This is a genomic window from Salinicola halophilus (assembly GCF_003206155.1).
GTDB classification, from domain to species: domain Bacteria; phylum Pseudomonadota; class Gammaproteobacteria; order Pseudomonadales; family Halomonadaceae; genus Salinicola; species Salinicola halophilus.
On record NZ_PZJV01000001.1, the window covers coordinates 1 to 23,909 of the forward strand.

The 23,909-nt window shown below is 64.3% G+C and carries 20 protein-coding genes; 7 read left to right on the forward strand and 13 right to left on the reverse strand.

All coding sequences use genetic code 11. The features are described from left to right. Positions 1 to 208 precede the first annotated feature (208 nt). Together rlmM and tusA are read left to right on the forward strand one after the other, a co-directional pair. On the forward strand, positions 209 to 1,279 hold the full coding sequence (rlmM, locus tag DOM33_RS00005) for a 23S rRNA (cytidine(2498)-2'-O)-methyltransferase RlmM (protein ID WP_239495205.1): 1,071 nt from the start codon (positions 209 to 211) through the stop codon (positions 1,277 to 1,279). A gap of 17 nt (positions 1,280 to 1,296) precedes the next feature. Next, entirely contained in the window at positions 1,297 to 1,542 is a 246-nt protein-coding gene (gene tusA / locus DOM33_RS00010; protein ID WP_110664648.1) for a sulfurtransferase TusA, read from the forward strand. 13 nt (positions 1,543 to 1,555) lie between these two features. Here tusA and DOM33_RS00015 read toward each other — a convergent pair whose 3' ends face one another. Together DOM33_RS00015 and DOM33_RS00020 are read right to left on the reverse strand one after the other, a co-directional pair. Continuing rightward, positions 1,556 to 2,254 (reverse strand): hypothetical protein, encoded by a 699-nt coding sequence (locus DOM33_RS00015; RefSeq protein WP_110664663.1) that lies wholly within the window; start codon positions 2,252 to 2,254, stop codon positions 1,556 to 1,558. Between the two features lie 137 nt (positions 2,255 to 2,391). Next, positions 2,392 to 3,804: an MATE family efflux transporter gene (locus tag DOM33_RS00020; RefSeq protein ID WP_110664667.1), complete on the reverse strand. Its 1,413-nt coding sequence runs from the start codon at positions 3,802 to 3,804 to the stop codon at positions 2,392 to 2,394. Between the two features lie 170 nt (positions 3,805 to 3,974). On the opposite strand from DOM33_RS00020, the gene DOM33_RS00025 reads away from it, so the two are divergent. Continuing rightward, positions 3,975 to 4,523, forward strand: a complete 549-nt coding sequence (locus DOM33_RS00025) for an elongation factor P hydroxylase (protein WP_110664669.1) — start codon at positions 3,975 to 3,977, stop codon at positions 4,521 to 4,523. A gap of 56 nt (positions 4,524 to 4,579) precedes the next feature. Here the strand turns inward: DOM33_RS00025 and DOM33_RS00030 are convergent, their stop codons facing one another. Together DOM33_RS00030 and DOM33_RS00035 are read right to left on the reverse strand one after the other, a co-directional pair. Next, the gene (locus DOM33_RS00030; RefSeq protein ID WP_110664671.1) at positions 4,580 to 5,062 is read right to left on the reverse strand and encodes a hypothetical protein; all 483 of its coding nucleotides are present in this window, start codon (positions 5,060 to 5,062) and stop codon (positions 4,580 to 4,582) included. Next, positions 5,059 to 5,931, reverse strand: a complete 873-nt coding sequence (locus DOM33_RS00035) for a TatD family hydrolase (RefSeq protein ID WP_110664673.1) — start codon at positions 5,929 to 5,931, stop codon at positions 5,059 to 5,061. The genes DOM33_RS00030 and DOM33_RS00035 overlap by 4 nt, the downstream gene beginning before the upstream one ends. Before the next feature lie 231 nt (positions 5,932 to 6,162). On the opposite strand from DOM33_RS00035, the gene DOM33_RS00040 reads away from it, so the two are divergent. Then, the gene (locus DOM33_RS00040; RefSeq protein WP_110664675.1) at positions 6,163 to 8,091 is read left to right on the forward strand and encodes an ATP-binding cassette domain-containing protein; all 1,929 of its coding nucleotides are present in this window, start codon (positions 6,163 to 6,165) and stop codon (positions 8,089 to 8,091) included. A 65-nt stretch (positions 8,092 to 8,156) separates the two neighbouring features. Here DOM33_RS00040 and DOM33_RS00045 read toward each other — a convergent pair whose 3' ends face one another. Next, positions 8,157 to 8,612, reverse strand: a complete 456-nt coding sequence (locus DOM33_RS00045) for a universal stress protein (RefSeq protein WP_110664677.1) — start codon at positions 8,610 to 8,612, stop codon at positions 8,157 to 8,159. A gap of 176 nt (positions 8,613 to 8,788) precedes the next feature. Between DOM33_RS00045 and DOM33_RS00050 the strand changes: the two genes are divergently transcribed. Next, positions 8,789 to 9,289 (forward strand): preprotein translocase subunit YajC, encoded by a 501-nt coding sequence (locus DOM33_RS00050; protein ID WP_110664679.1) that lies wholly within the window; start codon positions 8,789 to 8,791, stop codon positions 9,287 to 9,289. 62 nt (positions 9,290 to 9,351) lie between these two features. Here DOM33_RS00050 and slyA read toward each other — a convergent pair whose 3' ends face one another. Together slyA and DOM33_RS00060 are read right to left on the reverse strand one after the other, a co-directional pair. Then, positions 9,352 to 9,804, reverse strand: a complete 453-nt coding sequence (gene slyA / locus DOM33_RS00055; RefSeq protein ID WP_110664681.1) for a transcriptional regulator SlyA — start codon at positions 9,802 to 9,804, stop codon at positions 9,352 to 9,354. Positions 9,805 to 9,873: 69 nt separating this feature from the next. Continuing rightward, positions 9,874 to 11,001, reverse strand: coding sequence for a DUF5924 family protein (locus DOM33_RS00060; protein WP_239495206.1), 1,128 nt, complete (start codon positions 10,999 to 11,001; stop codon positions 9,874 to 9,876). Between the two features lie 302 nt (positions 11,002 to 11,303). Here DOM33_RS00060 and fadB point away from each other — a divergent pair, with 302 nt between their 5' ends. After that, a complete protein-coding gene (gene fadB / locus DOM33_RS00065; protein WP_110664686.1) occupies positions 11,304 to 13,487 on the forward strand; it encodes a fatty acid oxidation complex subunit alpha FadB in 2,184 nt (727 codons plus the stop codon). Between the two features lie 26 nt (positions 13,488 to 13,513). Next, complete coding sequence (fadA, locus tag DOM33_RS00070; protein ID WP_110664689.1) at positions 13,514 to 14,689, forward strand: acetyl-CoA C-acyltransferase FadA; 1,176 nt, start codon at positions 13,514 to 13,516, stop codon at positions 14,687 to 14,689. Between the two features lie 75 nt (positions 14,690 to 14,764). Here the strand turns inward: fadA and DOM33_RS00075 are convergent, their stop codons facing one another. The 6 genes from DOM33_RS00075 to DOM33_RS00100 form a co-directional block, all read right to left on the reverse strand. Continuing rightward, positions 14,765 to 15,649: a S66 peptidase family protein gene (locus DOM33_RS00075; protein WP_110664692.1), complete on the reverse strand. Its 885-nt coding sequence runs from the start codon at positions 15,647 to 15,649 to the stop codon at positions 14,765 to 14,767. A 122-nt stretch (positions 15,650 to 15,771) separates the two neighbouring features. After that, positions 15,772 to 17,910: a putative bifunctional diguanylate cyclase/phosphodiesterase gene (locus DOM33_RS00080; RefSeq protein ID WP_110664694.1), complete on the reverse strand. Its 2,139-nt coding sequence runs from the start codon at positions 17,908 to 17,910 to the stop codon at positions 15,772 to 15,774. Positions 17,911 to 18,071: 161 nt separating this feature from the next. Further along, complete coding sequence (locus DOM33_RS00085) at positions 18,072 to 18,461, reverse strand: MAPEG family protein (RefSeq protein WP_110664696.1); 390 nt, start codon at positions 18,459 to 18,461, stop codon at positions 18,072 to 18,074. 169 nt (positions 18,462 to 18,630) lie between these two features. Next, positions 18,631 to 20,151 (reverse strand): TolC family protein, encoded by a 1,521-nt coding sequence (locus DOM33_RS00090; RefSeq protein ID WP_162617843.1) that lies wholly within the window; start codon positions 20,149 to 20,151, stop codon positions 18,631 to 18,633. Between the two features lie 5 nt (positions 20,152 to 20,156). Further along, the gene (locus DOM33_RS00095) at positions 20,157 to 21,530 is read right to left on the reverse strand and encodes an HlyD family type I secretion periplasmic adaptor subunit (RefSeq protein WP_239495207.1); all 1,374 of its coding nucleotides are present in this window, start codon (positions 21,528 to 21,530) and stop codon (positions 20,157 to 20,159) included. Further along, positions 21,527 to 23,299 carry a type I secretion system permease/ATPase gene (locus DOM33_RS00100; RefSeq protein ID WP_110664700.1) on the reverse strand — a complete coding sequence of 591 codons (1,773 nt, stop codon included), beginning with the start codon at positions 23,297 to 23,299 and terminating at the stop codon, positions 21,527 to 21,529. Before DOM33_RS00100 ends, DOM33_RS00095 begins: the two co-directional genes overlap by 4 nt. Between the last annotated feature and the right edge of the window lie 610 nt (positions 23,300 to 23,909).

Here is a 23,909-nt window from a genome sequence, read left to right on the forward strand (position 1 = left end):
ATGGTAGTGTGGGGTTTCCCCATGCGAGAGTAGGTCATCGTCAGGCTCTTATTCGAAAACCCCAGCCCATCGGCTGGGGTTTTTTTATGGGTGCTATTTTGGGCCAGTAAAAAGCCAATCCATGGTAACCAATACCTCGGACGAGGGATGTCCAGGGGTAAATAAGCTACCGTGTATCGTCTATTCAGTTCAGATCGAAGAGGACCGCGTGAATCGGACCCCTAATGAATGGCTTCTCTACTGCCGTGCCGGCTTTGAATCCGATCTCGGTGCCGAAGTCCTGGATCGCGCTGCCAGTGCCGGTGAAACCGGCGACGTCGTGGCGACGGTACCCAATACCGGTTTCGTCAGGTGGCGAAGTGCCGACGGCCCCGCCAACGCCATCCATCGGGATGTACGATTGGAGTCGCTGGTGTTCGCGCGCCAGTCACTGGTTGCGTTCGAGCCGCTGAATCTCGATCGCACGGATCGAATCAGTGCGATTGCCGAGCTCGTGAAGCAGAGCGGCTGGAACTTCGAATCGGTTTGGCACGAAACGCCGGATACCAACGAGGGTAAAAGTCTGGCTCGGCTATCGAAATCGCTGAGCCGGCCGTTGGAAAGCGCGCTCAAGAAAGGCGGCGGGCTACGGCGCAAGGCGGGAGGGCGTCGACTGCATCTGTTCTGGCTTTCAGGCGAGTCCGTCCAGATTGGCATGAGCTTCCCGGGCAATCGTAGCGAACATCCAGGGGGCGTCCTGCGTCTGCGTCATCCCGCCGATGCGCCGAGTCGTTCGACCCTGAAGCTCGAGGAAGCTTGGCACGTGTTCATTCCGCGGGAGCAATGGGAAACACGTCTCTCCAGCGCGATGCAGGCCGTGGATCTCGGTGCTGCCCCCGGTGGATGGACGTATCAGCTCGTGCGCAAACAGATGTTCGTCTACGCAATTGACAATGGCCCGATGGACAAAGCACTAATGGCGACCGGCCAGGTGGAGCACTTGCGCGAAGATGGTTTCGTCTGGGAACCGCCTTACCGCCTGGACTGGTTGGTGTGCGATATCGTTGACAAGCCAATGCGAGTTATCGACATGGTCGAACGCTGGCTAGTGAAGCGCTGGTGTCGCGAGGCCATCTTCAATCTCAAGCTGCCGATGAAGAAGCGATGGGAAGAAGTGAAGCGCTGTTTGGCCAGGCTCGAACACGAACTCGGAACGCGCCATATCGCTGCGACCGTTCGCTGCAAACACCTATATCACGATCGTGAGGAAGTGACCGTTCACGTAGAAATTCACGAGTGACGGTCGCAGGAGACATCATGAAAGATACTGACACCGCTTCAGACGTCGAGCTGGATACGCGAGGCCTGTACTGCCCCGAGCCGATCATGTTGATGCACAATAAAGTGCGTGACATGCAGCCCGGTCAAGTGCTGCACGTGCTGGCATCCGACCCTGCCACCACGCGCGATATTCCCAAGTTCTGCGGTTTTCTGGGACACGAGCTGATCGAGCAATCCGAAAACGCCGACGAGTACCACTACCGTATTCGGGTCGACGGTTGACGACCCGAATTGCTCACTCTTCCTTGCCGCTTACCATCAGCGCCAGCGCTTCGAGCGTCTCGCCGTCGTGTTCACGAATGCGATTGGCGATGCTGCGCTGAAAGAAATAGAGCGAGCTGTGCCGGTTACGGCCGGGGTAGAGGCAGTCGTCTCCCGCAAGGATGGGGAAAGAGGTGGCCTCATCGTCGTCCAGCAGCATCGCGTCGACGCCACCGTCACTGTAGAGATGCCAGCCGTAGACCTGCTTGAGTTGCCATGGCTCGTCGCCAGGCGTCGCGCAGAGTGCATGCGTTCCCTGGGTTTCCGGTAGCTGCTGCGTCAGCGAGATCCCACCCGTCTCCTCGTAGTCGAAGTAGGCTGCAGCGTGTTCGAGCTCCGCGATTTTGTGCGCAGGGGCATCGTAGAAGATGTCTTGCGTTTCGGGATCTCGATACCCCATGAAGTGGCCATATTCAGGATCCTCGAGCTCGTGGCACGGCGTCAGTCGATCCATCCACGGCACCAGGCCGGCAACATTGCCATCCTCTCGCAGGCCCCAGGCGAGAACGGGTAGTCCGTAAAGCGTATCCGGGTCGCGCGAGAGATAGTAGAGCATCTCCAAGCCATCGAGTTCGGGCGATAAACGTACGAGCCGTTTGCGGGCTCTGAGCCGATCTCTCCGGGTCTCCAGGTCGATGACCTGGGCACAGCGGGGGGAAAGTGGAGTACCCATGACTACCCTCCTGATTCGGCGATCTATCGGCGTGGCCTCGAATCAGTATTAGCACAGCCTGTATCCCGCTGTTAAGTTGCGAATTCGTCGATCGTCGCTTCCCAGCGAGCGCGATCGATATCGCACGAGACCGCGATTCATGCCGCCTCGCCGTGACGTCGGGCGACTGCCCAGAGACGCCACCCGAGCAGCGCAGCCGCTGCCGTCAAACCGGCGTTGAGCCCGATCCAGTAGCCGTAGATCCCCATCGCCTCGATGCCCGGCACGCCCCGTCCGAGCAGATGTCCCACGCCCAGCCCCACGACCCAGTAAGAGATGAGCGTGATGCCCATGACCACCCGGGTATCACGATAGCCGCGAAGCGCGCCGGCGAGGTTGACCTGAAGCGAGTCCGATATCTGGAACAGCATGGCGAGCAGAATCAGCGACATCGCAAGCGTTCGAACATCGACGTTCGTCGAGTAGATCGAGAGCACTGGCTCGGCGAACAGCCAGATCAGCAGGCCGTTGAGAAGTGCCATGAGAAAGCCGACGGCAGTGCCGTTCCAGGCGACGAAACGCGCCTCTTCGGGATTCCCCGCGCCGAGTCGATTGCTCACCCTCACCGTCAACGCCATGCTCAGCGATAGCGGCAGCATGAACAGAACCGAAGTCACGTTGAGCGCGATCTGGTGCGCCGCCACCGTCACCTCACCGAGATACGCCACCAAGAGCGTGATGACCGTGAAAAGCGTCACTTCAAAGAAAATGGCCAGGCCGATCGGAAGTCCCACATACAGCAGTTCTCCGATCTCGCGAAAGCGAGGTGGCGTGGGGGAGGCCCACAGCGTGACCGGCGCATAGGCGCGGCTTTGCCGCGTGTACCACGCCATGCCCAGACACATCGCCCACATCGAGACGGCCGTGGCGATCCCGCAGCCGCGGGCACCGAGTGCCGGCAGGTCGGTGAGAACCCCGGGCGTGGCCGACCCGAAGAGCTCGATCAGCCCCGGCCCGCCATAGATCAGCAGGTAGTTGCTCGGCACGTTGACGCCGAGCCCCAGCAGGCCCATCCAGAGCGCGGGACGGGTGTGGTGCATGCCGTCAGAGAAAGCGCGCAGCGCCTGATAGAACGCCACGGCCGGAATGCCGAAGGCCACTGCCACGAGATAGTCATTGGCGAGCGTGGCCACACCCGCCGGAATCTCCATCAGTTGGAAGATCGGCCGAGCACCGAACGCCAGGGTGATCGCGCAGAGTGAGCCGAAGAGGAGCGCGACCCAGAGGGCCTGATGCGCGCCGGCACGGACACGGTCGTAGCGTCCGCTACCCACCCGGTGCGCCACGATCGGCGTCGCGCCCATCAGCGTGCCCGTCATCAGCAGCATCAGCGGTACCCAGAGGCTCGCTCCGACCGATACCGCGGCCAGATCCGTTGCGCTCGCCCGTCCCGACATGATGATGTCCGCCACGCTCATGCCCGACTGCGCGAGCTGGGCGCCGTAGATAGGTAGCGCCAGCCGGATCAGACTGCCCGTTTCCCGGCGACGTCGGGGGGATAGCGAAGACATGAGCCGTTCCTTGAGCGCACAAAGAGGCCGGCGATTCTAGCAGGAGTTGCCGCCCGGGGGCTCGGCGACTATCGGCGAGTTGCGTATACTCGCCGACCGCTGGTTCGGGCTCTCGCCAGCCGAAGCCATCGAGATCCGCTTAACCGTTCACCCCTGCACCAGGAGCCTGCGTGACTCACCGAATCGAGGATCTGATCGCCCTGTTCGATGCGCTCTTCGCTGAATCCTATCGAACCCGGCTCGTTCGTGGCGACGACGAGCCGCTCTACGCACCTGCGGATGCCGAGCACGCGCATCACCGTATCATCTTCGCCCACGGTTTCTTTGCCAGCGCACTGCACGAGATCAGCCACTGGTGCATCGCCGGCGCGGCGCGCCGCGAACAGGAAGATTACGGCTACTGGTACGAGCCCGACGGGCGAGATGCGCTGCGCCAGGCCGAGTTCGAGCGCGTAGAGATCGCGCCGCAAGCGCTGGAGCGTCTTTTCAGCGAAGCCTGCGACAAGCCGTTTCGGGTCAGCGTCGATAACCTCGATGGCGCGGAAAGCAATCGAGAGCGCTTCGCGCAGCACGTCGCCGAGCGCGCCGTCTACTACCGGCAGCACGGTCTGCCGACGCGCGCCGATGCGTTCCATCGCGCGCTACTCGGCTACTACCGGGAAGGCATGTCGCTGGCCGCCGCCGCGGCACTCGGGCGTCGACGGCTCAGCGACGGCTAGGAAGCAACCGCGGTCGCTAACAAGTGGAAGCGATGGCTATGAATCACGGCGCTCGATCAACCCTGTTCGTCGACCAGACGCTTGTGGAGCTCGAGCATGACCTGCACTTCGTGCTCGGGGCGCAGTGGCTCCAGCCCCATGTCGCCGAAGAGCTCGTTGCGCGCGCGGGACCACTCCCCGGCACCCAGGTCCGGATAGAGGCGAGAAGCGGGCGCGAGCTCGATGAAAGGGTCGACGCCGAAATCGTCGAACAGCCTAGACAGCGCCGCCTCGTCGTCTTGGACGCCGGCGGTGTAGAGCGTCTCGTTGAAGTGATCGCCTTCGAGCTCACGCAGCACATCTAGCGGGCTGACCCCCAGGTAGCGGAGGTCATCGAGGTCGTAGCCATTCAACGAGAGCATCTCGTCGTCAAGCCACTGCTCGTCGGGTTGAATCAGAGTGTGCTTGACCGTGCCGTCGGAGAGCGCCCAGGCAATTGCCAGGGGTAGCGAGTTGTCTTCACCGGTCTCGACCGCGATGAATCCCGGATACTCGATCATGTGTCCTGCCCCATGGTGGTCTGGATCGGCAGCCGAAAGAAATTGGCTGCGGTCTGGGTGGATCGCTCGGCCAGGGTTTGTTCCGTTTCGCCGCGCCAGTGGGCCAGCTCGCGTACGATCCAGGGTAGTAGGGCGGGCTCATGACGGCGTCCTTTGAGCTTCGCCGGTAGATTGCGCGGCAGCAAGTAAGGACAGTCGGTTTCGACCATCAGACGATTACTGGGAATGTCGGCAACGAACTCGCGCAGATGATGGCCGCGCCGCTCGTCGCTAATCCATCCGGTCTGGCCGATATGCAGATCGAGATCGAGATAGCCGTGCAGCGTTTTCCGGTCGCCTGTGAAACAGTGCACCACGGCATTGCTGAGACGGTCACGCCACTCATGAAGCATCTCGAGCATCCGCGAACCCGCGTCGCGCTCGTGGAGAAACAGGGGCAGGCCGGATTCGGCGGCCAGCGCCAGCTGCGCCTCGAATGCCCGCTGCTGTTGCTCGCGCGGCGTGAAGTCGCGATGAAAGTCCAGCCCGCACTCGCCGACCGCAACGACGCTATCGCTCTGGTGAAGCGCTCGCATGCTGGCTTCGAGGGTGTCGTCCCAGGCCCCGGCATGATGGGGATGCAGCCCGGCGGTCGCGAAAAGCCCGGCTCGATGGTCGGCGAGTGCTTTCGCCCTCTGCGCGCCCTCGAGATCGGCACCGGTGACGATGAGCGCCGTGACGTTGGCGCGATGGGCGCGATCGAGCGTGGCATCGAGGTCGCGCTCGAAGCTTTCGTGGGTGAGATTGGCACCGATGTCGATGAGCGGTGCGGGAGACGTAATCTCCAGCGCCTCGGGTAGCGGTGACGACGGGTGGGACGTGTCGCTCAAGCGGCACTCCTTGTTGATGAATACGTTGATGATGAGAGCGAACGGCGGTAGCAGGCCACTCGAGACGAGAGGGGCGCCGAGGCCGCGGGCAAGTCATGCTTGTCCGGCTGCAAGGCCGTCCATTGTAGAGACCGCGCGATATTGCTGCAGCATCAGCGGGTTTCGTTCGGTCGCATCTGCTGAGCGCGTTACAATAGCGCTCGATTTCCAACCACGATCATGAGGTTCTCCTTGGCACTGCTACGGCTGGAACAACTGCAACTCGCCTACGGGCACCATGTGCTGCTCGACGGTGCCGATCTGGTGATCGAGAAGGGCGAGCGGCTCGCACTGGTGGGGCGAAACGGTACTGGCAAATCGACGCTGCTGCGCCTGATCGCCGGTGATAACCAGGCCGACGACGGCCACGTCTGGCGTGCGCCGGGTCTCAAGGTCGGCGTGCTCGAGCAGTCGCTGCCCGATGCCGACGACGCCACTATCTTCGAGATCGTCGCTCAGGGACTGCCCGAAACCGGTGACCTACTCGCGGAGTATCAGCGGCTGATCGCCATGGACGACCCCGACATGCGCCGACTAGAGACGCTGCAGACGCGCCTCGAGGCGCTCGACGGCTGGTCGTTCCACCAGCGGATCGACACCGTGCTCACCCGACTGGGCCTGCCGGCGGAAACCTCGATGCACGCGCTCTCCGGTGGTTGGCGCCGGCGAGTGGCGCTGGCGCGAGCCATGGTTGCCGGCCCCGATCTGCTGCTGCTCGACGAGCCCACCAACCATCTCGACATCGATACCATCGCCTGGCTCGAAGAGCAGCTGCTAGCGTTCGAGGGCGCGGTGCTCTTCATCACTCACGACCGCGCGTTTCTATCGCGTCTCGCCACGGCGATCCTGGAGCTCGACCGAGGGCGCCTCGGCCGCTACCCGGGCGACTACGCCACCTACCAGGCGCAGAAGGCCCACGAGCTCGAGGTCGAAGCGCGTGAACGAGCCGAGTTCGACAAGAAGCTCGCTCAGGAAGAGTCGTGGATTCGTCAGGGTATCAAGGCGCGGCGGACTCGGAACGAGGGTCGCGTGCGGGCGCTCGAGAAGATGCGTGGCGAGCGCTCTCAGCGCCGCGAGCGCCAGGGCAAGGCGTCGTTCCAGGTGGACAGCGGCGAACGCAGTGGCAAGCGGGTCGTCGAACTCGAGCAGGTCACGCACTACTACGGTGAAGAGTGCATCATCCGCGACCTCTCCCTGGAGATTCAGCGCGGCGACCGCCTCGGTCTGATCGGCCGTAACGGAGCCGGCAAGACGACGCTGCTCAAGGTGCTGCTCGGCGAGCTCACGCCTCAGGAGGGCAACGTACGGGTGGGGACCAACCTTTCCGTCGCCTACTTCGATCAGCTGCGTGCCGGGCTCGAACTCGACAAGAGCGTCTACGACAACGTCGCGCAGGGCAGCGATAAGGTGACCGTGGCGGGTAAGGACAAGCACGTCATCAGCTATCTTCAGGACTTTCTCTTCACACCCGAGCGGGCCCGCCAGCCGGTGAAAGCGCTCTCGGGGGGCGAGTCCAATCGACTGCTGCTCGCCAAGCTCTTCACTCAGCCGGCCAACGTCCTGGTGCTCGACGAACCGACCAACGATCTCGACGTCGAGACACTGGAGCTTCTCGAAGAGCTGCTGCTGGAATTCGAGGGGACGCTGCTACTGGTCTCCCATGACCGCGCATTCATGGACAACGTGGTCACCGGCACGCTCGCCTTCGAGGGCGACGGCATCGTGCGCGAATACGTCGGCGGCTATACCGACTGGGTGCGTCAGGGGGGCAAGCTGCCGCCCGCCCCATGGGAAACCCCTCGGGGCAGCGGCGCAGACACCACCGCCAAGGAGGAGCCGACGGCGTCGGCGCCGGCCAGCAGTCGAGCGGCGAACGACAAGCGTCCGGTCAAGCTCTCCTACAAGCTCCAGCGGGAACTCGATGCGCTACCGGGGACCATCGAGGCGCTGGAGGCCAGGATCGGCGAGTTCGAAACCAAGGTCGGCAGTCCCGATTTCTATCAGCAGGAGAGCACCCAGGTGACCGCTACGCTGGAGGCGATGAGCGAAGCCCAGGCGGCGCTCGATGAGGCGATGGAGCGCTGGATGACGCTCGAGGCGATGGCCGCGGGCGAAGCCTGAACCGACACCGCCGCGCCCCGAGGGGCACGGCGGTTGGGGGTTGCGCTCGAAGCGAGCGCCGGGGCTTACTCCTGCGTTTCGCCATCCTTGCCCACACGCACCGCAAGGACGTCACATTCGGCCCCGTGGAGCACGCCGGTGGAGGTCGAGCCGAGCAGCAGCGCGAAGCCGTGACGGCCGTGAGAGCCCACCACGATCAGATCGACGCCGTGCTCCTTGGCGAAGCGCTGGATCTCGGTATCCGGCATACCGATGACGATGTGTTGATCCTCGCGGGGGATGTCGTAAGGGTCCGCGATGTCACCGAGACGATGAGTCGCGTGCTCGTCGAGCTGATCCTGGATGCTGGTCAAGTCCATCGGGATATCGCCGCCGTAGGCGAACCCGAGCGGTTCCAGCGTATGGATGATCGACAGCTTGGCCTGGTTGCGGCGCGCGATGGGAATCGCCCGCTCGAGCACCTTGTGTGAATCCTTGGTGAGATCCACGGCGACCAGAACGTGATGATATTCATTGCTCATGGTGACTTCTCCCATCCGGCAAATGCGTGCTTCTCACTGTAATCCCGTCACGGAGCGCCGCCAAGCGCACCGCCAGGCGACATGCTGCCGCAGCCGATCATGGCGTAAGCCGCGTCGCGTCGCAACGAGCCCGGCGGTCGTCGTTTTATAACCCGCTGTACTGACACGAGGACGCTATGGCCATCTGGGTGTGCCTGCTGATCGCCGCTTTACTGATTCTTTCGCCGATGCTCTCGCTCAGGCCGGGCCGAAGCGAGTCGCCGCGCAGTGGCGTGCGCCGACATGCCAAGCGCCACGGTGGTGAACTCGATTTCACCCAGGTGCCGCTCGCTCGCCCCGACGCGACGTTGATCGGCTATCGATTGCGCTATCCCAATGACAGGACGGGCAGCGCGTTCGTGGCGGTGAGAGACGAAGTCGCCAGTGAGGTGCTGGACAGGGCGTGCCCTCAATGGCGTTGGCGGGAAGCCCCGCTGCCGTCGCTGGACCGCGAGCGTGAAGCGGCATTGATGGCGTGGCTTGAGACGCTGCCGGTCGATGCGCTGGTGGTCGAATCCCGCGAGCGAACGCTGCGAATCTGGTGGGAGGAAAGCATGTCGCTCGAGCGTTTCGAGCGCGAGTGGCCGACCTGGGTCGCGATGCGAGAGACGCTGGCGGGCAGCGGTCGAAAACGATGAGAAGCGCGTTCGCGCTGCCGTCCGTGGCGGCGCGTTTGGCGTGATGTCGAAGAAGCGCGAGGTCAGCTGGCTTTGGCCTGCTCGGACTGACGCTGCAGATCGAGGCCGTTTTTCTCGATACGATTCAGGATCTCCTCGAAGCGATCGATCTCCTCGTCGGAGAGCCCCGCGAGCATCTCATCGCGGACTTCTTCCACGATGGCTTCGATCTGCTCGAGCAGCGGCGTGGCCTCGTCTGTCAGGTGCAGGCGTTTGGTGCGCCGATCCTCCGAACACGGCCGGCGCTCAATCAGGTTCTGCTCGGCCAGCTGGTCAAGCGTTCGCACCAGCGAGGGGGCTTCGACACCGATGGCGCGAGCAAGGTCACACTGTGCTTGGCCGCCGCCCATGCGGCGCAGGTTGTAGAGCGTCACCCAGCGAGTCTGGGTCAAGCCCAGCGGCGCCAAGCGTTCATCGATGACCGCCCGCCAGAGTCGGGGCAGGCGAGCGAGTTTGAAGCCGATATGCTGTGCCATAGCGGATTACCTGAATCGTGAACGTCCTAACATTCTCCAAAGCACCGCAGGATAATGCAAGCCACGTCGTCATTCCCCGTCATTTCCCAGCAGATGGCGAATGTTCCAGCCGGGTAACCCCGGCGGACGCTGGATCCGGCCGTCGGCGGCGCTCGCCGTCTCGTCCGGCGCTACCGTGAACTTGAGACTGCCGATGCGCTGCCCCGTTTCGGTGGTGACGTCGATCTGCCACTGACCCCCGACGTCGTTCGAGAAGTGCTGTTTATGGGTCCAGGCCCGGTAGCCCTGCTCGCGGCCACCGTGGATCATCAGAGGAATGCGCTCGACCACCTGCCCTTGATGACGCCAGACGTGATAGATCTTTTCACGCAGTCCGCGAGGGGCGCGGATCGCGGTGTAGGCGTAGAGCCCGCGCGTTTTCAATGCATCTGGGGTCAACCGCATCTCGCCGCGCGGTTCGCGGGCAGCGGTATCGAACGAAGGCGACAGGGCGCTGCCCGACAGCCAGAGCGTCGCCGGGGGGATCCAGCTGCGTCCGGCCCATGCCGCCGCCGCAAGCAGCGCCAGCAGTCCCACCATCGCAAGCCACCGCCAGATGCCCGCCGGCTTCAGAAGGCCCACGAGGCTGGGGACGCTGAAGAACGTCATCGCCAGAATCGAGAGCACCAGACTTTCTCCGGTCGTCAGGCGCAGCATGATGGGCAGGGCCACCAGCGTCACCACGAAGACGCAGAGCGCGTGGAAGAGCAAATAGAGCCAGCGATGACGATTCGACAGCCCGAAATAGAGCGGGTCGAGAATCGCCAGCAGTGCGCAGGCGATGAGCAGCCCGGTGAACAGTGCCTGTCCGCTGGACCAGATCGTCGTCGCCAGAAAGAACGGCAGACTGAAGAAAAGCGTCTCCTGATGCACCATCTGGGCCAGAAAGGTCGTGACCGCACGGGGGAGGCCTGAGGCTCGGCCGCGGCGCGAGAACCACTTGTTGATCAGGCTTTCGGCGATCAGCAGCACCCAGGTGAACACAAGGCCCACTGCCAGTACCGCACCCAGCCATTGCTGGCGGTTGACCAGGAAGAACCCGAGTAGCCCGAGCACGAAGGCGATCGGTGGCCAGAGCCAGAACAAGCGCTTCGACTTCGCGATGAGTGGCTCGATCCAGGCCAGATTCGAGGGGTGCAGGCTATCCTTGAGGGACACGCGGCGCTCCGGCATTGACGACGAACGGAAGGTGGCCCGAGACCCAGGGCCGGCTCGGGCCGCGTTATTCTAGCGTACCGCTCTGGGGCGCGCGTCGGCGTGAACGCGACTTCGCGCTTGCGCGCGTGGCGGTGGGGCGCAACGGGCGATCGCGCGAACTCGCCCGCCGTGTTGCCGGCATCACGACTTTGGTTGAGCTTGACGCCGCTGCGGGGGCACGCAATGCTGCAGGCATTCAAACGCTCGTATGATTCGCTCCGGGTCGCGTCGGAGCCTTCTGAAGTCATGGCACGGAGAACCCCATGCTCTATCAAGGCGATGCCATTCGTGTCGAGCGGGAGGAGGGCGGAATCGCCGTTCTCACGTTCGATCTGCAGGCGGAATCGGTCAACAAGCTCTCGTCCGCGGTCATCGGTGAGTTGGATGCCGCCATCGCGGCGCTGGAGGGCGAGTCGGGCATCACGGGGCTGATCGTTGCGAGTGCCAAGGACGCTTTTATCGTCGGCGCCGACATCACCGAGTTTCACGGCATGTTCGCCAAGGACGAGGCGTTTCTCGTCGACATGAACCAGCGCGTTCACGCCATTTTCAATCGGCTGGAGGATCTGGCCTTCCCCACCGTCACCGTCATCAACGGTCTGGCGCTGGGCGGCGGCTGCGAAGTGACCCTGGCCACGGACTACCGGATCATGGCGGACAGCGCCGAGATCGGCCTGCCGGAAACCAAGCTGGGGATCGTGCCGGGCTGGGGCGGCTGCGTCCGGTTACCGCGATTGATCGGCGCCGACAACGCCATCGAGTGGATCGCCGGAGGCACGCAGAACGATGCCGAAGCTGCGCTGAAGGTCGGGGCCGTCGATGCCGTCGTTCCTGGTGCCGAGCTGATGGCAGCGGGCCGTGATCTGATCACCAAGGCCGCCGCCGAGGATTTCGACTACCGCGCTCGGCGTGCCGAGAAAGGCGCGCCGCTCAAGCTCAACGGCGTCGAGCAGATGATGGCGTTCGAGACCGCCAAGGGCTATGTCGCGGGCAAGGCGGGGCCGCACTATCCGGCGCCGATCGAAGCGATTCGGGTGATCCAGAAGGGCGCCGGCGAGGGGCGCGAACGCGCCCAGGCCATCGAGGCGCAAGCCTTCGCCAAACTCGCCAAGACCGATGTCTGCTACAACCTGGTCGGGCTCTTTCTCAACGACCAGGCGGTCAAGAAGAAAGGCAAGTCCTACGCCGAGCAGGCGCCGTCGATCGAGCAGGCCGCCGTCCTCGGGGCGGGCATCATGGGCGGCGGCATCGCCTACCAGAGTGCCTACAAGGGCACACCCATCCTGATGAAGGACATCAAGTTCGAGGCGATCGAACTCGGGCTCAACGAGGCGCGCAAGCTTCTCGGCAAACAGCTCGAGCGCGGCAAACTCACTCAGGCGCGTCTGGCCGAGGTGTTGAGCAACATTCGTCCCACGCTCTCCTACGGGGACTTCGGCCACGTCGATATCGTCGTCGAGGCCGTGGTCGAGAACCCCAAGATCAAGGGCGCGGTACTCAAGGAGGTCGAAGCGGCGGTCGGTGAGAAGACCGTGCTCGCCTCCAATACGTCCACCATCTCCATCGACCGGCTGGCGGCGGATCTGGTGCGCCCCGAAAACTTCTGCGGCATGCACTTCTTCAACCCGGTACACCGCATGCCGCTGGTGGAAGTGATCCGCGGCGCCAAGACGTCCGATGCCGCCGTGGCGGCCACGGTGGCCTACGCCCGGCAGATGGGCAAGACACCGGTCGTGGTCAACGACTGCCCGGGGTTTCTCGTCAACCGCGTACTCTTCCCCTACTTCGGCGGCTTCAGCGCGCTGGTCGAGCATGGCGTCGACTTCGAACGGGCGGATAAGATCATGGAGCGTTTCGGCTGGCCGATGGGGCCGGCCTACCTGCTCGACGTCGTGGGCATCGACACCGCCGTGCACGCAAGCGAAGTGATGGCCGAGGGTTTCCCCGATCGCATGGCGCCGCGTCGGAAGTCCGCGATTCAGGTGATGCTCGAGCACGAACGTCTCGGTCAGAAGAACGGCCTCGGCTTCTATCGTTACGAAGAGGATCGCAAGGGCAAGCCGAAGAAACTCCACGATGACGAGGCGCATCGGCTGGTCGATGAGGTGATCACCGAGCGCCGTGAGCTGGGGGACGACGAGATCATCGCGCGGATGATGGTGCCGCTCTGCATGGAGACCGTGCGCTGCCTCGAAGAGGGGATCGTCGGCTCGGCGGCGGAAGCGGACATGGCATTGATCTACGGCATCGGCTTTCCGCCGTTTCGCGGCGGGGCGCTTCGCTACATCGACGCGCTCGGGGTTGCCGAGTTCGTTGCCCAGGCCGATCGGCTCGCCGAGACGCTCGGCGCACTCTACGCCCCGACGCCGCGTCTGCGGGAGATGGCCGCCAACGGCGAGCGCTTCTATGCCGAGACGCCGGCCGCTCGCGACGACGCGCACGCCTGAATCCACCACCCATCGGAGTCAACGTTATGAGTTTGCATGCCAGAGATGCCGTGGTGGTCGACGCCGTTCGCACCCCCATGGCCAAGGCCAAGCAGGGTGCCTTTCGCCACGTCCGCGCCGAGAACCTCTCCGCGGCCGTGATGCAGGCGCTCTTCGATAGAAATGCCGGGCTCGATCCCGCCGGCGTCGACGATGTGATCTGGGGCTGCGTCAATCAGACCCTCGAGCAGTCGATGAACATCGCACGCAACGCCGCCATTCTCACCGGCATCCCGCGGTCGGTGCCGGCGCAGACCGTCAATCGGCTGTGCGGTTCTTCCATGAGCGCACTGCACATTGCCGTGGCCAACATCCGCGCCGACATGGGCGACTGCTATCTCATCGGCGGCGTCGAGCACATGGAGCACGTACCCATGGCCCATGGGGTCGACGTCAACCCGGCGGCGAGCAAGCATGCGGCCAAGGCCGCCATGATGATGGGCCTGACCGCCGAGCTACTCGGCAAGATGCACGGGGTGACCCGCGTGCAGCAGGATGAATTCGCCCTGCGCTCACATCGCCGCGCCAGCGAGGCCAACCGGCAGGGCTATTTCGATCGTGAGATCGTGTCGGTCGAGGGGCACGATGCCCAAGGGCTGCTGACACGCATCAAGCACGACGAGGTGGTGCGCGAGGATGCCAGCCTGGAGCAGATGGCGGCGCTCAAGCCGGCCTTCGACCCCAAGAACGGCACCGTTACCGCGGCCAGCTCGTCGGCGCTCTCCGTCGGCGCTTCGGCGCTGATGGTGATGAGCTACGAGCGGGCGAAATCTCTCGGACTGCGGCCGTTGGCCAAGGTCGTCTCGACCGGGGTCGCCGGCTGTGATGCCTCGATCATGGGCTACGGACCGGTACCTGCGTCACACAAGGCCCTCAAGGCCGCCGGGCTCAAGACCGCCGACATACAGACGGTCGAACTTAACGAAGCCTTTGCGGCGCAGGCGATTCCGGTACTCAAGGATCTGGAATTGCTGGATCGACTCGACGAGGCGGTCAACCTGCACGGCGGGGCCATTGCCCTCGGCCACCCGTTGGGCTGCTCCGGGGCGCGAATCTGCACCACGCTGTTGAACGTCATGCGCCAGCAGGACACGACACTAGGCCTTGCCACCATGTGCATCGGCATGGGGCAGGGCGTGGCAACGGTGTTCGAACGCCTCTGATCCGACCCGGCCGGGCACCGGTCGAAGACTCGCTTCTCCCTCTGCCGTCTCGCTTTGCGAGGCGGCTTTTTTGTATCAGGCGGAAAAGTGCAGACGTGCGTCTTGGATACGCGCTGTCGCGCCGAAGCGCCACGGCAGGTTGTCACGGCCGTGGCCGACCGGCAGACCCTGGAAGAGTGCCAGCCCCCGCGGCGCGAGCCAGGTCTGGAACAGCGTCGCGAGCGTCAGATCAGCGTAGGGCTGGCAGCCCTCGAAGGTGCCGAGACAGACTGCCGCGGCATCGTCGAGCGCGCCCGAGGCCACCAGCTGCCAGAGATCCCGCTCGAGGCGATAGTAGGGTTCGCCGACGTCCTCGAGGATGACGATGGCGCCCGGGGGGGCGCGAAAGGCAAGCTCAGTGCCGGCGATGCTCGCCAGCACCGCAAGGTTGCCGCCCACGAGCGGCCCTTCGCAGGCGAAGTCCTGGTGAGACGTCACGGCGTCGAGCGGGATCGATTCGCAAGGCGTGCCCTGAAGCAAAGCGAAGAGCGCGGCGAAGTCGCGTGTGGCGGCGGCGCGCGGCGGCTCGCCCTCGTCCTCGAGCTTCACCGCTTCTTTCATCACCGGTCCATGGACGGCCGGTAGCGCATGGCGGTAGCACTGATTCAGCAGGACGGTGACGTCGGAGTAGCCGATGAGCGGCTTGGACGGCAGATTGCCCCAGTCGATCTGGCCGGCGAGATGGGCGCAGCCGTAACCGCCGCGCACCGCCCAGACCGCGTCGGTCTCGGGATCGGCGTACGCCTCGTGAAGCACGCGCAGCCGATGCTCGACGTCGCCGGCCAGATAACGTGTCTGCGATTGCAGCAGGGCGGGGAAGCGTACCTCGACACCGAGTGCGCGCAGCGCCGCGGCGGCGCGGTCGAGCGTCTCGGGGGCGGTATAGGAAGCGGGCGCGATCAAGCTGAAAACGAGCGACATGACACTCTCTGGCCGGACGGGACAAGGCGTTACCTTAATCGGGACGCGACGGCTCGCCAAGCGATGTCCAGACGCTGCGACTGTACGCTCGAATAGGGTTCAGCGGTTCAGCGTCCGGTGATTCAGTGCTTCGGTGATTCAGCGCTTCGGTGACCGAGCCGCTCGATCAGCTGATTCATCGACATGGGCCGCCCCAGATAGAACCCCTGATACTGCGCGACCCCGAGCGACTGCAACAGTTCCCACTGCTCGAGCGTCTCCACGCCCTCGGCGACGGTCTCCATCCCGAGCAGCGCACACAGACCCACGATACCGGCGAGCAGGTCTCGCGCCCGCGGGTCGTCCGCAAGATCGCACATGAAGCTGCGATCGATCTTGATGGTGTCGAACGGCAGCCGCTTGAGATAGCCGAGCGAAGAGTAGCCCGCGCCGAAGTCGTCCATGGCCACGCGAAAGCCCTGCTGGCGCAGGTGCTCGATGCGCGCCTCCGGTGCCCGGGTATTCTCCAGAAAGATCGATTCGGTGACTTCGAGTTCGATCTGATCGGTGGTGATCGCGTGGCGCGCGCAGGCCTCCCCCAGTACGCGGGCGAGGTTCTCGTCCATGACGTGCAGGGCCGAGATATTGACCGCGACGGGGAGCGGATAGCCCAGTCCCGCGAGCACCGCGGCATAGCGGGCGGCGTGTTCGATCGCAAGGTTGCCGAGCGCCGAAGCCATGCCGTTGTGTTCGGCTAGGGGCACGAAGATGCTCGGCGGTATCGGACCGCAGTCCGGTAGCGACCAGCGTGCCAGAAGCTCCGCCCCCACGATGCGGCTGGCGCCATCGAACTTGGGCTGCACCACGAAGTCGAGCGTCTGCTCGTTGATCGCCACTCTGAGCCGGGAGAGCATCGACATCTGCTCCAGGCTGCTGTGCTTGAGCTCGTGGCGATAGGCAACCGCCGCATTCTTGCCTAGATCCTTGGCCGCATACATCGCCACATCGGCATGCTGGAGCAGCGTTTCGCTGTCGTTGCCATCGTCGGGGGAGTGGACGATACCGATGCTCGCGGTCATCGCGATCTGATGATCGTTGAGCATCAGAGGTTGAGCGATCGCATCCAGCAGTCGGTTGGCGACGTTCTTGGAACGCTCTGAATCCCCGCCGGTCTCCAGCACCACCACGAACTCGTCGCCCCCCCAGCGAGCGATCAGGTCACGCCCACGAAGGGTCGCCTTGAGTCGCTCGACCATGATCTGGAGCAGTCTGTCGCCGGCCTGATGGCCGAGCGAGTCGTTGATGTGCTTGAAGCCGTCGAGATCGATGAAAAGTATCGACAGCGTCGCGCCGCTCGGCATCTCCTCGAGTTTGCGGCTCAGTCGATACTGCAGCGTCGTGCGATTGGGAAGCTGGGTGAGCGTATCGATGCTGGCGAGGTGTTCGAGTTCGCGCTCCGAGCGTTTGCGCGCGGAAATATCGCGCAGCGCCGCGATGTAGTGCACGCCGCCGCTATCGCTGAGAGTGAAGTCGCTCAGCGTGATCTCCACCGGGATCGCCGAACGCGTTGCGTCGCCGGGGCGAAAAACGCCCTCGTGAAGCGTGGCGGTCGGCCGTCGCGCCGCGTGGCCGGGGGACCCGTCGAGTACCGCCGAGCGAAGATAGGACGGAAGGGAAGCACCGATCACCGCCTCCGCGCTGACACCGATCAACGTCATGAAGGCATGATTGATCTCGAGTATTCGCCACTGCTCGTCGACGACCAGCATGGGATCGCGAGAGGCGGCAAAGGCGTGTGCCTTGACGCACTCGCTGCCGCGTAGCGCCGGGCCGGGAACGATTTCGGTGACGCCCAGCACGTCGACCGGCGCCCCCGAGTCATCGCGCTGGGTCACGCGCGCCCGGACGCGCCACCAGCGGCCGTCGCTGATGGGATTGATGTCGAGTTCCAGCGTGTGATCGAGCCCGTTTCTGAGCGCTCGCCAGCGCTTGGCCAACTGATGCCGCTGATGCCGCGACAGATCGCGAAGCAGGTCGCGAATGCCGATCCGAGAGGGCGGTCGATCGCCGCCGGGCAGCAGCAGACAGTGGGTATCCGAAGTGGACCAGCGCCAGGGTTTCAAGCCGACGGTCTCGAAGGCGAGACGTCGCCAAGACGGTGAGATGTCCGCCGGCGCCGAGTTCCAGCGGGCGTCACGCGTTCGCTCACCGAGTGTCGCTTCCGGCCCGTGCCCGTAGAGGGTGGCACGCTCGCCGATCAAAGGCGGTTCGTCTTTATACATCGATACGGAATCTCGTCTGCTGACTGACTTTGGCCGACGTTCAAGTAGAAACGCTATCGGCTTGGGCCGGGCAAACTTGATTCCGTGAAGGGAGAAAAAGGCAGCGCCGAGGGGCACCGCTCGAGACACCGGTGCGACTCGTCACCCACGAGTCGCGGACATTAGAAGATCGCCGCTGCGAACAGGAAGAGCACCGCCAAGAAGGCGACGATGAAGATGATCGAACGCGGCGTCGCCAGATCGAATGCGTAGCAGAGCGCATGCGCGATTCTCGCCAGCACGAAGATCACGCTGGCGAGTACCACCATCGCGCCCGTCGTACCGGTCAAGCCCACCGCGACCACGGCGGCGGTGAATAGCCCCAACGCCTCCCAGGCATTCTGCTGCGCGGCCCAGAGGCGAGCGCCACGGCCGGTCATCTTGGCGTACTGCTGACGCGGGTGATGGTTGTCGACCTCACCGAACTCCTTGCGCCGCACGGCACTACCCCAGAACGCCAGCCCGTAGGGAATCAATGCGGTGACCAACAGGCATAGAAGAATCGTGCTCATGAGCGGGCTCCGGGTGCGGTAGCAATCACTGCCAGGACAGTTATCGAAAGGGTATGAGCCAAGGATAGCAGACCACACCGAGACCCCGTCGGCGGTCACGGTCGAGCCGTGAACTTCAAACCCGAGCGGGGTCGAGAGCTCGAATGCAATCGATGAGTGGGCGCGGGGGCTAGCGTCGAGTCGAAACGGCGGTGCCCGCCGTGACGACGGTCGCCGGCTCCCGGGTGCGCTGCTCCAGGGTGTCGAGCGTGCGCATCAGTCGAGTGACGGCCGGCGTATCGAGGCTGCCCGTCGCGGCAGCCAGGGCGGCGCGGTTGGCCAGGTAGTCGCAGAGCGTATCGACGTAGCGAATGCGCAGATCGTAGACCGCGGCGCGCGCGTCGAGCACATCGACCAGGTCGCGCAGTCCCAACGATTCACCGCGCACCGCGGCGTCGACGAAGAGCGCGCCGGAGACGATAGAGCGCTCGAGCGCTTCGAGCTGGCGGCGATCACCCTGAATGCCCTTGAGGCGACGGCGCACTTCCTGCTGGGCCAGCCGGCGTTCGTTGTCGAGATTCGCTGCGCCGGCAAGCGCGGTCAACTCGCCCTGACGGATACTCGCCGTGGTGTAGCCGCCCTGATATAGCGCGACGTTGAGCTCCACGCCCGCGGAGAGATCGCGGCTGGTGCGAAGCGCGTCGTTGCTCTGCAGATCGCTGTAGTCGACCACGAAATCCAGGCGCGGATAGCGCGCCGCGCCGCGGATATCGGTCTCCTGGCGAGTGACGCGCTCACGCTGGGCAGCGAGAAGCACGTCAGCGTTGTCGCCGCTCTCGGCGAGCAGGGTCTCCAGCGAGCGCGTCTCCTCCTCGGGCGTAACAGTCTCCGAGGGTTCGATCAGTCTCGGCGTGAACATCGGGGTGACACCGGTCAGGCGCTCGAGATCCGTGATCGCGATCGACAGCGCGTTCTCCGCGGCGGTCTGGTCGGCGATCGCCTGATCGAGCCGCGACTGCGACTCGAGCAGGTTGATGCGGTCCCCGAGCCCCAGATCGAACGCGCGCTGGGCCTGGCGTTGCTGCAGCGTGAGCGATTCGCGCTGGGCCATGAGCAGACCGACGCGGCGCGAGGCGCGATAGGCGTCGAGATAGGTTTCGATCACCGTCATCGCCAGGTCCCGCTCGGCGACGGCGACCTCGAGCGTGGCGGCATCCGCCTGCGCCCGCGCCTTGCCGAGCTGCCGCGAACGTTCGAGGTCGAACAGCGGCTGCGTGAGCCGAAGCCGCCAGCTGGTGTCGTTCGTGCGACCCGAGATGCGGTCGTCGTAGACCTCGTCAGGATAGTCCTGGGGGTTGTCGGTATAGATGTTGTCGGCATCGCTGACGCGATAGCTCGCGCTGCCCTCCAGGCGCGGCAGCAGGCGCGAGCGGGCCATGGGGACTTCCTGCGCCACGGACTCGCCGTCGAGACGCCGGCTGCGCAGACCTGCGTCGTTATCCAGCGCCAGCGCGATCAGCTCGTTCATCGAGGGTAGCGACGCCTCACGCTCGCTCGCGATGCGCGCGGACGGCCCACCCGGGGCCGCGGTGGTCATCTTTGCGCGGGCGGCGACCGGATCTGCCGAAACGCTCGCTGCTAGAGCGGGTGTCGCGGCGAGCAGCAGGGCGACGCTACCGGCGCGCAGTGCCGGGAAGAGACAGAGTCGCATCGGCATCACTCTTCGCGCATCGCGCGGGCCAGCATGTCGCTGAACGGCTTGAGCATGTAGCTGGCGAAGGTGCGCTCGCCGGTGCGCAGCATGACTTCCGCCGGCATTCCCGCGAGCAGCTCCATCGAGCGGGTCATCTTTGCCTGCCCCGCATCGGTCACGCGTACGCGGGCCTTGTAGTAGTGCGTGCGGGTCGCTTCGTCCTCGAAACTGTCCGCCGAGACGTGGACCACCTCACCGGCGATGACGTTGGAGAGCCGCTGATTGAAGGCGCTGAAGCGAATCTCGGCGGGCTGGCCGACCCGCACGTTGTCGATGTCACGATCCGGCACCCGCGCCTCGACGATGAACGCCTCGTTGGCCGGCACGATCTCCATGACCGTCTGGCCGGACTGCACCACGGCACCACGGGTGTGGACCTGGGTGCCGACCACCGTACCGGCGACCGGGGCGGTGATGGTGGTGCGTCCAACCTGATCCTCCAGCGCGGTCACGCGCTCCTCGGCGTCGGTGACCTGCGCCTGAGCGTCCCGGAGCGCTTCGCCGACCTGCTGGTGGTACTCCTGGCGGTGCAGCTCCTTCTGCAGGCCGTTCTCGCTGATCTGCGAGCCGAGCTGACCGATCTCGGCGGTGTGCTGGGCGTTCTCGCCGCGATACTGGAGTACCTGACGCTCGAGCTCGCGCAGGCGCTGGTTGTCGCCCAGCCCCTCCTTGAACAGCGTGCGATAGTCCGCGGCCTCCTGACTGAGCGAGTCGATGCGCGAGCGGTTGACTGCCTGCAGCGATTCGAGCCCGCTGATCTGCTGACGCATCTGGCTGGCCTTCTCGTCCAGCGAGGCGAGCGCATCGATGAGCGACTGACGCCGGATGTCGAACAGACGGCGCTGGACATCGACCACCGCCTGGACCCGCGGGGAGGTGTCGTCGAGCAGCACCTGCGGCATCGTCAGCGTATCGCTGTCGCTCTGTTCGGCGATCAAACGCACTTCGCTGGCCAGGGCCATGCGGTACTCGGCGCGGGCGATGGAGAGCTTCGCCAGCGGCTGGGTATCGTCGAGCACGATCAGCGCCTGACCCGCTTCGACCTGGTCACCGTCGGCGACCAGGATCTCCTTGATGATGCCGCCCTCGAAGTGCTGCACGGTCTTGGTGGAGGTTTCGACCATTACCGCACCCGGCGCGACCACCGCGACCGCAAGATTGGCGGTCACCGACCAGAGCGCGAAGCCGCCGAGCGCCGCGGTGAGCACGACGATGCCGAAGCGCCGCGCCGCGCGATCGCTGGTGGGGACCCGGGGCGTCGAGGATTGGATCGGCATCGCATTCGGCACGGCAGCGCTCGAGGCGAGCACGGGTGGCAGGCGTGACGCGAGACTCATCGGGATTCTCCCTCCTGTGGCGCGGTGGAGCGGGGGCGAGCGTCGTCACGGCCGCCTCGGGCCCGTAGCCGCACCGATGGTGCACCGGCCACGGCCTGCGCCACGGCACGCTGGACGTCGCCGCGTTCGGCGGGGGCGAAAGCCGCGAGGCGGCCCTCCTTGAGCGTCAGCACGCGATCGACGTGCTCGAGGATCATCGGCGTATGGCTGATCACGAAGACGGTGGTGCCTTCGTGCTTCAGCTGGCGCAGGCAGTCGATCAGCGCGCGCTCGCCGCTGGCATCGAGGTTGGCATCGGGTTCGTCGAGCACGACGAGCGCGGGTGAGCCGTAGAGTGCGCGGGCGAGGCCCAGGCGCTGGCGCTGGCCACCGGAGAGCACGCCGCCGCTGCCTTTGATGGGCGTGTCATAGCCCGAGGGCTGCTGCAGGATCATGTCGTGCACGCCGGCCTTCTGCGCGGCCTTCAACACTTCGCCGGGCTCGATCGACCCGAAACGGGCGATGTTCTCGGCGATCGTCCCGTCGAAGAGCTCGATGTCCTGGGGCAGGTAGCCGACGTGCGGGCCGAGGCGCTCGCGAGGCCACTGGGCGACATCGGTGCCGCCAAGACGCACGGTGCCGTGCTGCAGGGGCCAGATACCCAGCAGCACCCGCGCCAGCGTCGACTTGCCCGCCGCGCTGGGACCGACGACGGCGACGTGTTCGCCGGCGGGGCAGACGAAGGCGATGTCGTGCAGGGTCGGCAGGCGCACGCCGGGCGGCGCGGCGACGACCGACTCGAACGTCACGTTGCCGGCGGGGGGCGGCAGCGGCATTCGCGCGGTGTCGGACGGAGTCGCGGCGAGCAGGGCATCGAGCCGCGTGTAGGCGGTTCGCGCCCCGATGAAGCCCTTCCAGCTACCGATCATCTGATCGATCGGCGCCAGCGCTCGGCCCATAAGGATCGAGCCGGCGATCATCATGCCGCCGGTGAGGCTTCCCTGAATCACCAGGTAGGCGCCGAGTCCCAGGATCAACGACTGGAAGAGGATACGCAGCGTCTTCGATAGATTGCTCAGCGCGCCGGCGCGATCGCTCGCGCGTGACTGATGGGAGAGATACTCCTGATGGCGCTGTTCCCAGCGTTCGCCCAGCGCCGGCAGCATGCCCATCGCCTGGATCACCTCGGCGTTGCGCAGGTTGCTGGTGGCAAGCTCCTGGGACTGCACGTGCTCGCGGTTGGCCTGATCGAGCAGTCCCTGGGTGCTCTTCTCGTTGAGCCAGGCCACCGTCAGCAGTATCAGACCGGCGCCGGCGGCGAACAGTCCGAACAGCGGATGAAAGAGCGTGAGGATGGCGATGTAGATCGGAATCCACGGCGCGTCGAAGAAGGCGAACAGCGCGTTACCGCCGATGAATTGGCGCAGCGCGGTGAGGTCATTGAGCGGCTGGGCCGAGGTGGTGCCCGGTGCGGCGAGCGCCTTGCGAAAGGTCGCTTGATACAGCCGCGAGCTGAGCTGGTTGTCGAGCCGATTGCTGATGCGCACCAGCATCCGGGATCGCACACCGTCGAGGCACCCCATGATGGCAAATAGATAGACCACCACGAGCGTCAGCATGAGCAGCGTTTCGGTACTTTGCGTGGTGATGACGCGATCGTAGACCTGAAGCATGTAGATCGAGGGCGCCAGCATCAATAGGTTGATGAAGAAACTGAAAAGCAGGATGAAAAGAAACGAGCGTCGACAGTCGGTCAACGCTTTTCGAAGTTCCGGCTGACTCTCTTTCATTTTGGCGACCTGGCATTGGGCGAACGCAAAGAAGCGACACTTCCCGCGGTAATCGTGGCGGCAAGAATGCAGGGATTGTGAAGAAATTTGCAAGCCGGTTCGAGACGATGCTTGCCGCGCAGAAAGTGTCGGCGATTCGATGAATGGTTTTAATAAAGTTATCAATATCAAGTTTTTATGTAGGTAATTCGCCGATCCGGTCAGCTTCTTTCATTTGGCCTGACGAATAAAATGGGCGTGGTTGTTTTAGCGTGTATGAGAAAGCTAATAAATAAAAATGAGTCACGTTTTGCCGATAACGTCGCGGTGTCGATTTTCTTGAAACGCAATGTAATCGATCGGCAGCGGCTTTCTGAGCGAAACCGTTTTTAATGCAATGAAATTTTGGAAGAATTGGTTAAAGTGGCGCTTCGTTGAAAAGTAGAAATTCCTAAAATTCGTATTCCGGTCGTAGAAGTTTCAACTTTCCGGCAATACCGGGAAACGCTAGTTTCCGTCCAACCAGACTTTAGTCAAAACACGTCGGCGTCTTTCTTGCCAGCGGGCGACGAAGGGATGCCGCGACGACCCCCAACCGCTGTCGCCAGGCGGTTGCTTGACCCCCGAACGA

Bases quoted from the DNA above. Each gene is read 5' to 3' on its own strand.
- DOM33_RS00050 (WP_110664679.1), top strand. From the start codon at position 8,789: ATGGCCATCTGGGTGTGCCTGCTGATCGCCGCTTTACTGATTCTTTCG.
- DOM33_RS00080 (WP_110664694.1), bottom strand. From the start codon at position 17,910: ATGTATAAAGACGAACCGCCTTTGATCGGCGAGCGTGCCACCCTCTAC.
- fadB (WP_110664686.1), top strand. From the start codon at position 11,304: ATGCTCTATCAAGGCGATGCCATTCGTGTCGAGCGGGAGGAGGGCGGA.
- DOM33_RS00045 (WP_110664677.1), bottom strand. From the start codon at position 8,612: ATGAGCAATGAATATCATCACGTTCTGGTCGCCGTGGATCTCACCAAG.
- DOM33_RS00030 (WP_110664671.1), bottom strand. From the start codon at position 5,062: ATGATCGAGTATCCGGGATTCATCGCGGTCGAGACCGGTGAAGACAAC.
- DOM33_RS00090 (WP_162617843.1), bottom strand. From the start codon at position 20,151: ATGCGACTCTGTCTCTTCCCGGCACTGCGCGCCGGTAGCGTCGCCCTG.
- DOM33_RS00015 (WP_110664663.1), bottom strand. From the start codon at position 2,254: ATGGGTACTCCACTTTCCCCCCGCTGTGCCCAGGTCATCGACCTGGAG.
- DOM33_RS00075 (WP_110664692.1), bottom strand. From the start codon at position 15,649: ATGTCGCTCGTTTTCAGCTTGATCGCGCCCGCTTCCTATACCGCCCCC.
- DOM33_RS00085 (WP_110664696.1), bottom strand. From the start codon at position 18,461: ATGAGCACGATTCTTCTATGCCTGTTGGTCACCGCATTGATTCCCTAC.
- DOM33_RS00095 (WP_239495207.1), bottom strand. From the start codon at position 21,530: ATGAGTCTCGCGTCACGCCTGCCACCCGTGCTCGCCTCGAGCGCTGCC.
- fadA (WP_110664689.1), top strand. From the start codon at position 13,514: ATGAGTTTGCATGCCAGAGATGCCGTGGTGGTCGACGCCGTTCGCACC.
- DOM33_RS00100 (WP_110664700.1), bottom strand. From the start codon at position 23,299: ATGAAAGAGAGTCAGCCGGAACTTCGAAAAGCGTTGACCGACTGTCGA.
- DOM33_RS00020 (WP_110664667.1), bottom strand. From the start codon at position 3,804: ATGTCTTCGCTATCCCCCCGACGTCGCCGGGAAACGGGCAGTCTGATC.
- tusA (WP_110664648.1), top strand. From the start codon at position 1,297: ATGAAAGATACTGACACCGCTTCAGACGTCGAGCTGGATACGCGAGGC.
- slyA (WP_110664681.1), bottom strand. From the start codon at position 9,804: ATGGCACAGCATATCGGCTTCAAACTCGCTCGCCTGCCCCGACTCTGG.